Below are 14,631 nucleotides of genomic sequence, written 5' to 3'. Positions count from 1 at the left end.
TTGGGATCGGCAACGTGGTGTCGCCGTGCATGAGGGGATTCACGCAACTCGCGTGCCGGATCGGCGCGGGCGGCGCGCGCCTGTCATCGGGGATCAAACGCGGACGCGCTTTTACAAGCGCGCGTAGAAAAAGCGCTCGGATCAGCGGTCGGCGGAACGCGCGGTGCGGCTGTCCACGCCCGGCGTGTGCACGCGCTCGCGAATCGCGCGCAACAGCGAGTCGAGCAACGCGATATCGAACGGTTTGGACAGCACGCGCGCGCCGACCTGCCGCGCGCGGTCGAGCTCCTCGGCGTAGCCGGTCACGAGAATCACCGGAAGATGCGGCTCGGCGCGCTGGAGCATTTCCGCGAGATCGATGCCGTTCATCTGCCCCGGCATGTGGATGTCGGACAGCACCACGTCGAACGGGAATTCCGTCGATGCGTCGGCGCGCGCGGCTTCGAGCACCGTCGCGGCGGTATCGGCGTTGAAGACGTAGGTGACGTGGTGGCCCATCATCGTGAGCAGTGCCTCAGTGCCGGCGGCCACCTCTTCGTTATCTTCGACGAGCAGCACGCGCAAGCCGTCGGCTTCCTTCTCGGTGGCCTGTTCTTCGGCCGCCGTCGCCTCCGTCGCGCCCGCCGCCGGCGCGCGCGGCAGATACAGGCGCACGGCCGTGCCCGCGCCGACCGCGCTGTCGATGGTCGCGAGCCCGCCCGCGCGCTCGCAGAACGCGAACACCTGCGGCAGGCCGAGCCCTGTGCCCATGCCTTTGGGCTTGGTCGTGAAAAGCGGCTCGAACGCGCGCCCGAGCACGTCGGAACTCATGCCGAAACCGTTGTCCTCCAGCGTGATCTGCACGAATTCGCCGGTGATCGGAAAGCCGTCCTGATGACGAAAGCGCACGTTGTCCGCGCGCACGGTGAAGGTGCCGCCATTGGGCATCGCGTCGCGCGCGTTCACCGCCACATTGATGAGCGCGAGTTCCAGTTCCGCCGGATCGACGCGGATCGCCCACAGGTCGGGCGCGACCTCGACGTTGAGCGCCACTTTCGCCCCGAGCGACGCGCGCAGCAACTCGCGCCCGGCCGGCACCCATTTGCCGATGGCGATGATCTCGCTGCGCAACGGCTGCTTGCGCGCGACGCCGAGCAACTGGCGCGTGAGCGACTGGCCGCTTTTCAGCGCGCGCTCCATCGCCGTCAGCTCGCGATCGAGGCCGGGCGCGCCGCGCCGCCGCGCGATCTGCACGTTGGTCGAGACGATCATCAGCAGATTGTTGAAGTCGTGCGCGACGCTGCCGACGAGATTGCCGAGCGCTTCCATCTTGCGCGCCTGCCGGTACGCGGATTCGATCGAGCGGCGCATCGACGCTTCCGCCTGCCAGCGCTCCCACGCTTCTTCTTCCGTCGCGAGCCGCCGCAGCGACTGGCCGATCACGCCCCACAGCACCACGCACGGCGCGAAGATCGACAGCGCGAGCACGCTCAGATGCTTCCACCATGCGGACCAGATCGTCGCGATCGGATAGCCGCTCGACACGTAGACCGGATACGCGCCGACGCGCCGGAACGCGACGATCTTCAACTGATTGTCGAGCCCCGACACCATCTTGACGACGCCGCTGCGCACGCCGCCGCGATATGCGTCGCGCAGCGGCGAACTGGCCGCGAGCGTCATGCGGTCGGGCGGGCGCGGCGGATACCACGCGAGCACTTCGCCGTCGGAGCGCGACAGGCCGAGCGACACGCTCGGGTTGTCGCCGATCAGCTCGCGATAAAACGCCGCGAAATAGGCGGGCCTCAGCGCGATCGAAACCATGCCGTCGAACTTGCCCGAGGGCGTCAGGCGCGCGACGGCCGTGTTGAACACCTGCTCCCCGGCGACGCGGCCGGTCATCACGCGCGAAATCTGCTCGATTTGCTGGCCCGTGCGCAGTCCGCCGAAGTCTTCGCGATTCGCAACCGAGATGTCGGGCGTGGGGAACGTGCGGCTCGTCGCGAGCAGTTTGCCGCCCGGTCCGAACACCGACGCGGCCGCGACCTGCTGATAACTATTGCTGACGGCTCTCAACCGCTGATGAATGGTGGCGCTCTCGCGGCGGATCGCGTCGGCGTCGAGCCCGTCGAGCAGATCGACGATGCGCTCGTTGAGCGTCACGTTGAGATCGAAGACCTTGAGCGCGTGCTCTTCGGCGACCCGCGCGTTGCGCGCGACCTGCTCGGAGGCGTCGGCGACGCGCGCGTGGTAATCGGTGAACGCGGTCGCCACGACGTACACGCAGGGCAGCACGATCGCCGCGACGAGCAGCGCATACAGCGTCATGCGTTGCGCGGCGAAATTGCGCTCCGGCACCACCGGAAATGGCGGATCGTCCTGCCATGATTCCGCAGCAGGCCCGGCCTCGGACTCCTCACGTTGCAGCGTCATTTTTGGCAGCGAATTGGAAAACTTACTCGGCGCCCAACCCTTCCGTACACGCTGGGCGCGTACGCGGGCACGGTCCGTCCGACGTGAGCGGTGGAACCGCAAAAAGAACGCACGAAACATGCCGGGCAATCTTTCGTAGCGCGCGCAACGGTCGAGGAAAGACTCGAACGCGCCGCGCAGTTAGCGAGATTCCCGGAAGCGCAAACGTACACAAAAGTATGAGAACGTATCACATTGCGGTTCGTCGAGTGAAAATGGCCCGATCATCGGATATTTTCATCAGATTATTTCGCGTGAAGCACTTTGGCGAGTTGCCTTGACATTCTCATAAGCACACAATGCAATCATCCGACGTATACGCCGCCAGAGCGGGCGCCGGAAATACAAGCAGCCTCGCGGCGCGCGCCGGGGAGCAGTACCGCTGAGTCCGTCGATGACGCCGGCCAGCAGCGCGACCGGGCGAGGAGAAAAGGCCACGGTCCGGCAACGTCCGGATCACGCACGGGGCAGTCGATATGACGCCGATCGGGACTCAACACGCATCGCGTGCCTTGCGCGCGCTGATCGTCCAACGCACGCCCGCCGCATGGCGCGCCTATATCCACGGGCGCCGCGCGTGGCTCATTGCCGCCGACCCGCACGTCCGACAGCGTCCGCACAATCGCCGCGTCAAGGGGTTCGCGCCGGTCGCGCCGTGAACATCGCCATAAAGTTCGCCGCGCGGATGCCGTAATTACTTGCGAGAGCATGCCGTGTAAGCCGAGACGGCCGCTTCAGCCCGAAAACGCACAAGAGATCCAGCCAGCCATGCCGTTGCCGATTGTCATTGCCGATGATTCCCTGCTCGCGCGCAAGGTGCTGACGCGCGCGCTGCCGCCGGACTGGGATGTCGAGATCTCCTACGCGACCAACGGACGCGAGGCGCTGGAGCATTACCGCGCCGGCCGCGCCTCGGTGATGTTCCTCGATCTGACGATGCCCGACATGACCGGCTATCAGGTGCTCGACGCCTTACAGCACGAAGACCTGAACACGTTCGTGATCGTCGTGTCCGCCGACGTGCAGCCGATGGCCCAGGAGCGCGTGCGTGCGCTCGGCGCGATCGCGTTCCTGCCGAAGCCGGTGACGCCCGAAGCGCTGCGTCCCGTTTTGAAGGAGTACGGACTTCATGGTTGATGCCGCCCTGAACGAAGATCAGCGCGACGCGCTGCAGGAAGTCGCCAACATGGCGATGGGCCAGGCCGCGACGCGTCTGTCGGCGCTGCTCGGCACGTTCATCGAGCTCTCGGTGCCGCGCGTGCGGGTCGTGAGCGTGGCCGAGGCGTCCGCCGCGCTCGCCGAGATGACCGGCATCACCGATACCGTCACGGCCGTGCGGCAGGGTTTCCGCTCGGACATCAAGGGCGAGGCGATCGTGCTGTGCAAGAGCGGCAGCGTCGATCAGTTGTGCGCGCTCGTCGACGATCCGTACACCAAGTCCACCTACGAAGCGACGACGCGCACCGAACTCGTCTTCGATGTCGCTACCGTCTTGATGGGCGCGTGCGTGTCGTGCATTCTCGACCGCCTCGGCCGCTCGCCGATTTTTTCGCCGCCGGGCATGCTCGGCCAGGAAATCGGCCTCGACGACGTCTTCCAGCCCGCGATGCTCGCGTGGAAGACCGCGCTCTTGCTCGAAGTGAACTTCGCGCTCGAAGACCACAGTTTCCGCGCGCATCTCGTGATGCTGATGGCCGAAGACGCCATCGTGCACTTGAGCGACGCGCTCGACACGCTGCTGTCGAGCATCTGAACGGGGCGTTATCGTGAGCATGGACGAACTGCGGCACGCGCTTTCCGAACTCGTGATCGAGCGCGTGGGCTTCGGCATTTTCGTGCTCGATCGCGACCTGAACGTGCTGATGTGGAACCGCTTCATGCAGGACCACAGCGGCAAGACGGCGGATCAGGTCATCGGCAAATCGATTTTCGCGAGCTTTCCGGAACTGCCGCGCGTGTGGTTCACGCGCAAGGTGGAAAGCGTGTTCCAGCTCGGCAGTTTCGCGTTCAGTTCGTGGGAGCAGCGGCCGTATCTCTTCAAGTTCGACCATGACCGTCCGATCACGGGCGGCGTCGATTTCATGCAGCAGGACTGCACGTTCATGCCGCTCACGCTCGAACGGGAGGTGCGCGCCGTGTGCGTCACGATTTCCGACGCGACGCACGCGAGCATGATGCAGCGCGCCCGCGACGAAGCCGTGGCGAAGCTGCAGGAATTCGCCGACCGCGACGGGCTGACCGGCATCGCGAACCGGCGCTATTTCGAACTGCGCCTCGCGGACGAGTTTTCGCGCTGGCAGCGCTACGGCGGCGAGCTTTCGATGCTGCTGTTCGATCTCGACCACTTCAAGCGCATCAACGACGATCTCGGCCACCTCGTCGGCGATACGGTGTTGCGCGTGATGGCCGAGCGCGTCGCGAAAAGCGTGCGCGTTCAGGACGTGTTCGGGCGCTTCGGCGGCGAGGAATTCGCGCTGCTCCTGCCCTGCACGAACTTCGACGATGCGATGATCGTCGCGGAGAAGGTGCGCCGCGAGATCGGCGAGACGCCCATCGACGTGCAGGGCGCGCGCGTGCCGGTGACGGCGAGCGTCGGCGCGGCGCGGGCGAGAACCGGCGTGACGTCGTCGTACGAGGCGCTCATCAACGAGGCCGACGCCGCGCTTTATACGGCCAAGCGCGAAGGGCGCAACCGGGCGGTGGGCTTCGCCTGACGCGCCGCGCGGCCCGGCGCGATCAGGCGCAATCGGGCAAAGTATTGATATACTCTTTGCCGCTTCCGGCGCAGTCGCAGCCGGCTTGCGCCGGCTTTCTCTTCGAGTCCTCCCTCACAGCGCCAGGTGGTTCCGCGCGCGCCGGGTTGCATCGAGACCGGCGCCCGATCACTTAATTTGCCCTTGGGGGCGCCACAGCGGAGTTCGTCTTGGCCGTTTCCAACATCATCGCTGACGAATCTGCTCCGGACGCCGCGAAAACGTCGTCGGGCAGCTCGTTCTATCTCGCGATGCGCATCCTTCCCGCTGCGCAGCGCGACGCGATGTACCAGATTTACGCGTTCTGCCGCGCGGTCGACGACATCGCCGACGAAGGCACGCTGCCGCGCCGCGAGCGCGCGCTCGCGCTCGACCAGTGGCGCGCGGATATCGACGCGTGCTACGCCGGCACGCCGAAGCCGGCGCTCGAAGCGCTCACGCGTCACATCCAGGCTTTCCAGCTTTCCCGCGACGACTTCCACGCCGTGATCGACGGCATGGCGATGGACGCCGCCGGCGATATCGTCGCGCCCGACGAAGCCACGCTCGACCTGTATTGCGATCGCGTGGCGAGCGCGGTCGGGCGGCTATCGGTGAGGATCTTCGGGATGCACGAGGACGCCGGGCGACGCCTCGCGCATCATCTCGGGCGCGCGCTGCAACTGACCAACATCCTGCGCGACATCGACGAAGACGCGGAAATCGGCCGTGTCTACCTGCCGCGCGAGCTGCTCGCGCGCGAAGGCATTTCGACGAGCGATCCGGCGACCATCGTCGGCGATGCGCGTCTGCCGCGCGTGTGCGCCGTGCTTGCCGAGCGCGCGAAGGGCCACTACGCCCAGTCCGACGCGATCATGGCCGCTTCGCCGCGCTCGCAGGTGCGCGCGCCGCGCATCATGTCGGCGGCGTATCGCACGGTGCTCGACGCCAATCTGAAACGCGGCTTCGACCTGCCGCGCACGCGCGTGCGCACGCCGCGTGCGCGCCTGCTGTGGATCGTGGCGCGCCATTCGATCTGATGTTCCGGCGGGTTGTCGTCGTCGGAGCGGGCGTAGCCGGTCTCGCCGCCGCGGTCGAGGCCCAGCGGCGCGGCGCGCGCGTCGTACTGCACGAGGCGGCGCCTCACGCGGGCGGTCGTTGCCGCTCGTCCTTCGATCCGAAGCTCGGCGTGACGCTCGACAACGGCAATCATTTGCTGCTGTCAGGCAATCAATCGACGATGGCGTATCTGCGCGCGATCGGCGCGACGGACACGCTGATCGGCCCGGCGCAGCCCGAGTATCCGTTCTTCGACGCGGCGAGCGGCCAGGCCTGGACCATTCGCATGTCGCCCGGCCGCCTGCCGCGCTGGCTTTTCGACGCCGATGCGCGCGTGCCCGGCACGCAGCCCGCCGACTACCTCGCCGTCCTGCCGCTCTTTTTCGCGAAGCCCGGACGCACGGTCGAGGCATCCGTGCGCCGCAAGGATCGCGTCTGGAATCTGCTCGTGCGGCCGCTGCTGCGCACGATGCTCAACGCCGATCCCTCCGAGGCGAGCGCCGAGCTTGCCGCCGGCCTGCTGCGCGAGACGGTCGGGCAGGGCGGTCAGGCGTGCCGTCCGCTCGTCGCGAGAAGCGGGCTGTCGCATGCGTTCGTCGAGCCGGCGCTGCGCCTTTTGCAATACGGCGGCGCGGATATCCGGCTCGGCTCGCGCGTGGCGAGCATCGGCATATCGGGCACGGATTCGAGAGAGCGTGTAAGCTCGCTCGCTTTCGAAGGCGCGGCGGAGCCGGTCATGCTCGGCGCGGACGATGGCGTGGTGCTCGCCGTGCCGCCCGATGCGGCGCGCCGCGTGGCGCCGGGGCTGAGTGCGCCGGATGCCTGGCGGGCGATTGTCACGGTGCATTTCGCCGTCGATGCGCCCGCCGGACTTCAGCCGCTGACGTGTGTCGTCAACGGCATGTCGGACCGGATTTTCGCGGCCGGCGGGCGGCTTTCGGTCACGCTCGCGTGCGCCGACCGCTGGCTCGCGACGCCGCACGACGAACTCGCGCGGCGTGTCTGGCAGGAAACGTCGAAAGCGCTGCGCATGCCCGCCGCGCCGACGCCGCCCTGGCAGGTCGTCGCGGAGCCGCGCGCCACGTTTGCCGCCGTGCCCGCGCAGGAAGGCTTGCGGCCCGCCACGCGCACGCGCTGGCACAATTTCACCCTCGCGGGCGACTGGACGGCGACCGGCCTGCCCGCGACGATCGAAGGCGCGATCCGCTCTGGCCAGAAGGCCGCGGACGCGCTGTTGAACCCATCGATGGAACGCTGATGAACGATTTATCCCTGTCGGCCGTGGGTGCGCGCGTGTCGGGCGCCCCGCTCGACGCCGCTATCCACCAGGCGACCGATGCGCTGCTCGCGGCGCAGCATCCCGACGGCTACTGGCTGTACGAACTCGAAGCCGACGCAACCATTCCGGCCGAATACGTGCTGCTCGTCCACTATCTCGGCGAGACCGCCGACGAGAAGCTCGAAGCGAAAATCGGTCGCTATCTACGGCGCATTCAACGTGAGGACGGCGGCTGGCCGCTTTTCACCGACGGCGCCATGGATGTCTCCGCGACCGTCAAGGCGTACTTCGCGCTGAAGATGATCGGCGATTCGCCCGACGCCGAGCACATGCAACGCGCGCGCGCCGCGATTCTCGCCGCGGGCGGCGCGGAAAAGGTGAACGTGTTCACGCGCATCCTGCTCGCGCTGTTCGGCGTGGTGTCGTGGCGCGCGGTGCCGATGATGCCCGTCGAGATCATGCGGCTGCCGATGTGGTTCCCGTTCCATCTCTCGAAGGTGTCGTACTGGGCGCGCACGGTGATCGTGCCGATGCTCGTGCTCAACGCCAAGCGCCCGCGCGCGCGCAATCCGCGCGGCGTGCGCATCGACGAAGTGTTCACGAATCCGCCGGTCAATACCGGCATGCCGTCGCGCTCGGGGCATCAGAGCCGCGGCTGGTTCGCGTTCTTCCGCGTCGTCGATTCGATTCTGCGCCTAGCCGATCCGCTCTTGCCGAAAGCGGGCCGCGAGCGCGCGGTCGATGAAGCGGTGCGTTTCGTCGACGAGCGCCTGAACGGCGAAGACGGCCTCGGCGCGATTTTCCCGGCGATGGCCAACTCGGTGATGATGTACGACGTGCTGGGCTATCCGCCCGAGCACCCGAATCGCGCGATCGCGCGCAAGTCGCTCGACAAGCTGCTGATCGTCGATGAAGCCGACGACGGCGAGGCGTATTGCCAGCCGTGCCTCTCGCCGGTGTGGGACACGTCGCTCGCGGCGCATGCGCTGCTCGAGACGGGCGAGCCGAAGGCGCGCGCGGCGGTCACGCGCGGCCTCGAATGGCTGGTGCCGCTGCAGATTCTCGACGTACGCGGCGACTGGGTTTCGCGCCGCCCGAACGTGCGGCCGGGCGGCTGGGCGTTCCAGTTCGCGAACCCGCATTATCCGGACGTCGACGACACCGCCGTCGTCGCGATGGCGATGGAGCGGGCCGACCGCGAGAACGGCACGGCGCTGTACGGCGAATCGATCGCGCGGGCGCGCGAGTGGGTCGTCGGCATGCAGAGCAGCGACGGCGGCTGGGGCGCGTTCGAACCCGAAAACACGCAGTACTACCTGAACAACATTCCGTTCTCCGATCACGGCGCGCTGCTCGATCCACCGACGGTCGATGTCTCCGCGCGGTGTCTCTCGATGCTCGCCCAGCTCGGCGAGACGTCGCTCAACAGCGAGCCGGCGCGGCGCGCGTTCGAGTACATCGTGAACGATCAGGAACGCGACGGAAGCTGGTATGGCCGCTGGGGCCTGAACTACGTCTACGGCACCTGGTCGGCGATGTCCGCGCTGAACGCGGCGGGCGTCGCGCCGACGGATCCGCGCATGACGCGCGCGGCGGACTGGCTCATCGGCATCCAGAACGCGGACGGCGGCTGGGGCGAGGACGGCGACAGCTACAAGCTCGACTACCGCGGCTACGAACAGGCCGCGAGCACCTCGTCGCAGACCGCTTGGGCGCTGCTCGGGCTGATGGCGGGGGGACGGGTCGAGCATCCGGCGGTCGCGCGCGGCATCGGCTATCTGATGAAGACGCAGCGGACCGACGGGCTGTGGGACGAAACGCGCTTCACCGCGACGGGTTTCCCGCGCGTGTTCTATCTGCGCTACCACGGCTATCGCAAGTTCTTCCCGCTGTGGGCGCTCGCGCGTTACCGCAATCTGACGCGCGAAGGCCTCACGCGCGTGACGGCGGCGATGTGAGCGCGCCCGTCGTCGCCGTGACCGGCATGGCGTTCGAGGCGAAGATCGTGCGCGGGCGGGGCGTCGATGTCGTGTTCGCGGCGCGCGCCGACTGGCTCGAACGCGCGTTGTCCGATGCGATCGCGCGCGGCTGCTCGGGCGTGATCAGCTTCGGTACGGCGGGCGGGCTGGCGCCGGATCTCGCGCCGGGCGCGCTGATCGTCGCGGAAAGCGTGTGCGGGCCGTTCGGCGAGTTGCGCACCGACGCGGCATGGTCGGCGCGCATCGTCGATGCGTTCGCGGGCACGCCCGTGGAGCGCGTCATGCGGCGCGGCAAGATGTCGGGCGTGACGGCGCCCGTCAAGAGCGAGGCGGAAAAGCGCTCGCTGCATTCGTCGACGGGCGCGCTTGCCGTCGATATGGAATCGCATATCGCCGGCGCGATCGCAACCGCGCGCGGGCTGCCGTTCGCGGTGTGCCGCGCGGTGGTCGATCCGGCCTGGCGCACGCTGCCGCCCGCCGCGACCGCCGGTCTACGCGACGACGGCACCACGGCGATTGGGCCGATTCTGCGGGAGTTGCTGCGCGAGCCGTCGCAACTCGGCGCGCTGCTGCGTCTCGCGTCCGATGCGCGGGAAGCCCGCGCGACGCTCGTGCAGGCGCGGCATGCGATGGAATCGGCGCGGGCGTTGGCGTTGGGATAAACGGTTACGCAGCCCTTGCTTTCTGCGGGTTAACCCCTAGATTTGTATAATCAGGGAAAACCCTAGTCAGCGTGCGTCGTGAGCCTTCGTTTCACGGCGCGCGCAGCAAGCAAGCGAGGCACTGCAAATGAATTTTCACACCCGCAAATGGGTCAAGCCCGAAGACTTGAACCCGAACGGCACCCTCTTCGGCGGCAGCCTTCTGCGCTGGATCGACGAGGAAGCCGCCATCTACGCGATCTCGCAACTCGGCAATCAGCGCGTCGTGACCAAGTTCATGTCGGAGATCAACTTCGTGAGTTCCGCGCGCCAGGGCGACATCATCGAACTGGGTATCACCGCGACGCATTTCGGCCGCTCGTCGATCACGTTGCGTGCGGAAGTGCGCAACAAGATCACGCGCAAGAGCATTCTGACCGTCGAGAGGATGGTGTTCGTGAATCTCAGCGAGCAGGGTGAACCGGAGCCGCATGGCCGCACGCAGATCCGTTATGCCGACGAGCTTTTCGAAGCGTATCGTCGCGATCAGCGCGCGGTGGAAGCACCGAAAGTTTCAGGCGACGATCTGATCGAGGAACAGGCCGAAGAAGCAGCCCACTAAAAACAAACGGGCGCCGCAGCGCCCGTTGTCTCGCCCGTCAACTCATCACTTCGCCGGCTGCGCCGCCGGATCGTCATACTGCGGCAAGCCCTGTCCCTGACTGGAACTCGGCGACGGCTGCGCCTTCGGCGCATTCTCCACCGGCGCGGGCGATTTGCCGCCCATCCCGCCCGCGGGCGACGCCGCCGCGCCCGGATCGTCATACGCCGGCAATCCCTGCTCCTTGCTGCCGCCGCCGGTTTCGCCCGGCGCGCTCGCGCCTTCGGGCGCCGACACACCCTCGTCGCCGTAATCGGGCAGCGTGGAAGCGCCGCCGCCCGTCAGCAGATACTGCCGACGCTGCGTGTACGCGTCGCGCACGAACGCGTATTTGTCGAGCGCCGCCGCCGAAAGAAGGTCGGTCGCGCCGATCAAATCGGCACGCGCGCTCACGAAGTTCACGCCGAAGAGCGGCCAGCGAATCTCCGCTTCCGAGTAGCTAAGCGGGTTCACGCGCCAGTCGACGAGCCACGTCGTGGAATCGCGCACCGAACTCGGCCCCAGCAGCGGCAACACCAGATACGGCCCCGCCGGCATGCCATAGTGCCCGAGCGTCAGGCCGAAGTCCTGATGATGCTTCGGCAGACCCGCGGGCGACGCGATATCGATCAGGCCGCCGATACCGAACACCGAGTTCATCGCGATACGCATCAGATCCTGCGTCGCATCGGTGATCTTCAATTGCAGCAGATTGTTCGCGAAGTTGGAGAAATCGCCGAGATTCGAGAAGAAGTTGCTGACGGCCGTGCGGAAGGGGCTCGGCGTGTAATCCACATAGAACTGCGCGACGGGCTTTGCAACGTAGGTGTCGAGCGTGTCGTTGAACGTGAAGATCTTGCGGTTCATCGGTTCGAGCGGGTCTTTCGGATTCCGATCCGGACCGGTCGCGCAGCCCGCGGTCGCGAGCGCGCCCGCGATCATCAGACTCAATCCCAACTTACGCATTGCACGAGCGGACAATGCCGCCGATCCCGACTTCATTCTTCAATTCCTCTTAGGTTGTCATGGCGTCGCGCCGCCCGCAGCTTCGCGCGATCGGCCGCACGCACTTTGCGCGGCTTGCCCATCAGCACGGGCTGGAACACCACCGCGCCGATCAGCGTGCACAGGAGCGACAGCGCAAGCAGCCGTCCCATGCTGGACGTGCCCGGATGATGGGAGAACCACAGGCTGCCGAATGCCGTCGCGGTCGTGGCCGCACTGAACATAACGGCATGGGTGAGGCTCGACTGTAGCAGCCGCGTCTGGCCCGAGCGCCACGCCATCACGAAATAGATCTTGAACGCGACGCCGACGCCCAGCATCAGCGGCAGCGCGATGATGTTCGCGAAATTGAGCGGCATCCGGAAGACGACGCACAGTTCCAGCGTGACGATCGCAGAAACCAGCAACGGTACCAAAGTTCGCAAAACATCGCCAAAACGACGTAGCGCGATCCACAGCAGCACCGCGATCGCAATGAGCGAGTAGAGCGCCGCCTGCTGGAACGCCTTGATGATGGTGTCCGCCGAATGGCGCACGGAAATCGGCCCGCCGATCGCGTCCGGCTCGGCCTTCTGCACGGCATCGGCGAAGCGGGCGAGCAGCGCGTCGTCGTTGGGATCGACGCCCGCCGGAATTTTCGGCGATACATCGACGAGCGCCTCGCCGTTCGGCGTCACGAACGACGCGACCATTTGCGGCGGCAGCGTCGCGCGCGTGATTTCCGTCGGCGTGAGCAGCGCGCGCAAATGCGCGAGCGCGAGGCGCAGCGGCTCGGCCATCGCGTGCTCGGCGCGGTCGCGCGCAGCGGCGTCGGCCTGTGCGAGCTTTGCGAGCGTCTGCGACAGATGTTTCGCCTGTTTGTCGCCGGGTCCGGGATGCTCGTCGGCGGCGAGCGACAACTGGTTCGACAGGCGCTTCAATGCCGCGACGCGCACTTCGTCCGTCACCGGCGCGGCGGTCTTCTGATCGAGCGCGGGCAAAAGCTGATCGGCGGCGGCTTTGATGAGCGCGAGCTTCTTCGGCTGATCGTCGGGAATGAGCGACGAGAGCGTGGTCGCGCGCTCGACTTCGAGCAGCTTTTCCAGCTTCGCGGCGATACGGTCGGCTTCGGCGAGCGACGGCGCAAGAACCGCGACATCGTTGACCGCGCCTTCGGGCGAATCCTTGAGCGAGGTGAGCGTCGCCATCGACTCGGTATGCGGGTCCTTCAGATGCAGCGGGTTGAAGTCGAAGCGCAGATCGAAGAGCAGCGGCAGCGCGCCGATCACCACGACGAGCGTGCCGATCAGCACGGGCTTGCGATGCCGGTCGAGGAATTCGTCGACGGGCGCGAGCACCGGAAAGCCCGGCGAATGCGCTTCGCCCGGCGGCGCGAAGACCTTGATGAGCGCGGGCAGCAGCGTCATGTTGGTGGCGTACGCGACGAACATGCCGACGCCTGCGATCAGCCCCAACTCCGACACGCCGCGATACGCGGTCGGCAGGAACGAGAAGAAGCTCGCGGCGGTCGCGGCCGCAGCGAGCGTAAGCGGCACCGCGACATGGCGCGCGGTTTCCGCGAGCGATACGTCGAGCCGCTTGTGCCTGAAACGCTCTTCGCGATACTTCACGCCGAACTGAATGCCGAAGTCCACGCCCAGGCCCACGAACAGCACCATGAACGCGACCGAGATCATGTTGAGCGCGTGGACCATCATGAGGCCGAGCGCGGCGGTGATCGCGAGCCCGACGAAAAGCGTGATGAGGACCGCGAGAATCATGCGCTTCGAGCGCAGCGCGACCCACAGAATGATCAGCACGACGAGGAAAGTCAGCGCGCCGTTGAGCTCGGCGCCGTCCTGCACGGAGGCGAATTCCTCGTCGGCGAGCGGCTGCGCGCCGGTCAGATGCAGCGTCGCGCCGTACTTCTTGTCGATGCCGAGTTCCGCCGCCTTCGCGCGTATCTCGTCCGACGCGCCCGCCGCCGCCTTCAGCGCATTGAAGTTGAGCTCGGGCAGCACGGTGACGAAGGCGCGCCCGGCCGTATCGGTCTTCGACGAATCGGCCAGATCGCGCCACGAGAACGCGGCGGGCTTCTGTTCCAGCACGCGGTCGAGCACGGTAGCGCTCTTGTCGAGCAGACCGGCCATCTGGCCGAGACTGACCTGCCCGAGCGTCAACGGCAGATTGAGCGTGGTGTTGAGCGTCTGCGCGAGACCCGTGAGCGTCGGGTCGTGCGCGAGCGTGTTGATGAGCGGGCGCGCCTGCACGAGCTGCTTCGTGGTTTCTTCGACCTTCGCGGCCGGCAGATAGAGCAGGCCGTTGTGCTCGAAGAACGCGCCGCCCTGCGGCTGCGACACCGACTTGAAGCGCTCCGGCTCCTTGGCGAGCGCGGCGGCGAGCTCGTTCGCGGCGGCATCGGCGAATTCCTGGCCGGGCGCTTCCACGACGATCAGAAGCGTTGCGCCGCGCTGCGGAAACGCCTCGTCGATGGCCTTGCTGCGGGCGGCCCATTCGGGCTCGGTTTCGATCAACTGGCTGACATCGGTGCTGATGCGGAAATTGTGAACGACATAAATCGTGGACAAGACGCCGAGCAGGATCGAAACGGCGATAATCCACGCCGGGCGGCGGATGGCGAGTGTGACGAAGCGGGTAATGTTGGACGTCAGCATGAAGACGCTACCTGTGTGTCCTGTTATTTTTGCGCGTGCGAACGCGCGGATTGCATGATGCCGACCGCCGGATTCCGAACCGTGCCGTTAAGACACGCGGTGTGCCGCGCCAGTATAGCGGGCGCGTCGGGACACTCCGTGCTTGAACTGTTGCGGCGCTGCGGTGTCGGTATACTGACCCCGCAGCCATA

Annotated in this window: 11 protein-coding genes; 8 read left to right on the top strand and 3 right to left on the bottom strand. The window is 66.8% G+C overall.

The window, feature by feature from the left end:
- Window positions 1-141 precede the first annotated feature (141 nt).
- The gene (locus AWB70_RS26090) at window positions 142-2,412 is read right to left on the bottom strand and encodes a hybrid sensor histidine kinase/response regulator family protein (protein WP_053569736.1); all 2,271 of its coding nucleotides are present in this window, start codon (window positions 2,410-2,412) and stop codon (window positions 142-144) included.
- Window positions 2,413-3,219: 807 nt separating this feature from the next.
- Between AWB70_RS26090 and AWB70_RS26080 the strand changes: the two genes are divergently transcribed.
- The 8 genes from AWB70_RS26080 to AWB70_RS26045 all read left to right on the top strand — a co-directional run bounded on the left by AWB70_RS26080 (window position 3,220) and on the right by AWB70_RS26045 (window position 10,763).
- Window positions 3,220-3,588, top strand: a complete 369-nt coding sequence (locus AWB70_RS26080; RefSeq protein WP_014251608.1) for a response regulator — start codon at window positions 3,220-3,222, stop codon at window positions 3,586-3,588.
- Complete coding sequence (locus tag AWB70_RS26075) at window positions 3,581-4,204, top strand: chemotaxis protein CheC (RefSeq protein WP_014251609.1); 624 nt, start codon at window positions 3,581-3,583, stop codon at window positions 4,202-4,204. The genes AWB70_RS26080 and AWB70_RS26075 overlap by 8 nt, the downstream gene beginning before the upstream one ends.
- 19 nt (window positions 4,205-4,223) lie before the next feature.
- Complete coding sequence (locus AWB70_RS26070) at window positions 4,224-5,165, top strand: GGDEF domain-containing protein (protein WP_053569737.1); 942 nt, start codon at window positions 4,224-4,226, stop codon at window positions 5,163-5,165.
- 209 nt (window positions 5,166-5,374) lie between these two features.
- Window positions 5,375-6,223: a presqualene diphosphate synthase HpnD gene (hpnD, locus tag AWB70_RS26065; protein WP_053569738.1), complete on the top strand. Its 849-nt coding sequence runs from the start codon at window positions 5,375-5,377 to the stop codon at window positions 6,221-6,223.
- Window positions 6,223-7,500 (top strand): hydroxysqualene dehydroxylase HpnE, encoded by a 1,278-nt coding sequence (gene hpnE / locus AWB70_RS26060; protein WP_053569877.1) that lies wholly within the window; start codon window positions 6,223-6,225, stop codon window positions 7,498-7,500. The genes hpnD and hpnE overlap by 1 nt, the downstream gene beginning before the upstream one ends.
- Window positions 7,500-9,479 (top strand): squalene--hopene cyclase, encoded by a 1,980-nt coding sequence (shc, locus tag AWB70_RS26055; protein ID WP_053569739.1) that lies wholly within the window; start codon window positions 7,500-7,502, stop codon window positions 9,477-9,479. Before hpnE ends, shc begins: the two co-directional genes overlap by 1 nt.
- Before the next feature lie 26 nt (window positions 9,480-9,505).
- Window positions 9,506-10,162: a phosphorylase gene (locus AWB70_RS26050; protein ID WP_053569878.1), complete on the top strand. Its 657-nt coding sequence runs from the start codon at window positions 9,506-9,508 to the stop codon at window positions 10,160-10,162.
- A gap of 127 nt (window positions 10,163-10,289) precedes the next feature.
- Entirely contained in the window at window positions 10,290-10,763 is a 474-nt protein-coding gene (locus AWB70_RS26045) for an acyl-CoA thioesterase (protein WP_053569740.1), read from the top strand.
- A 45-nt stretch (window positions 10,764-10,808) separates the two neighbouring features.
- Here AWB70_RS26045 and AWB70_RS26040 read toward each other — a convergent pair whose 3' ends face one another.
- A complete protein-coding gene (locus AWB70_RS26040; RefSeq protein WP_053569879.1) occupies window positions 10,809-11,747 on the bottom strand; it encodes an MlaA family lipoprotein in 939 nt (312 codons plus the stop codon).
- A gap of 32 nt (window positions 11,748-11,779) precedes the next feature.
- Window positions 11,780-14,440 (bottom strand): hopanoid transporter HpnN, encoded by a 2,661-nt coding sequence (gene hpnN / locus AWB70_RS26035; protein ID WP_053569741.1) that lies wholly within the window; start codon window positions 14,438-14,440, stop codon window positions 11,780-11,782.
- Window positions 14,441-14,631: the final 191 nt, after the last annotated feature.

Source organism: Caballeronia cordobensis, from assembly GCF_001544575.2.
Classification (GTDB): domain Bacteria; phylum Pseudomonadota; class Gammaproteobacteria; order Burkholderiales; family Burkholderiaceae; genus Caballeronia; species Caballeronia cordobensis.
The sequence above is the reverse complement of the archived record's forward strand: the minus strand, read 5'-3'. Positions and strand labels throughout refer to the sequence as shown.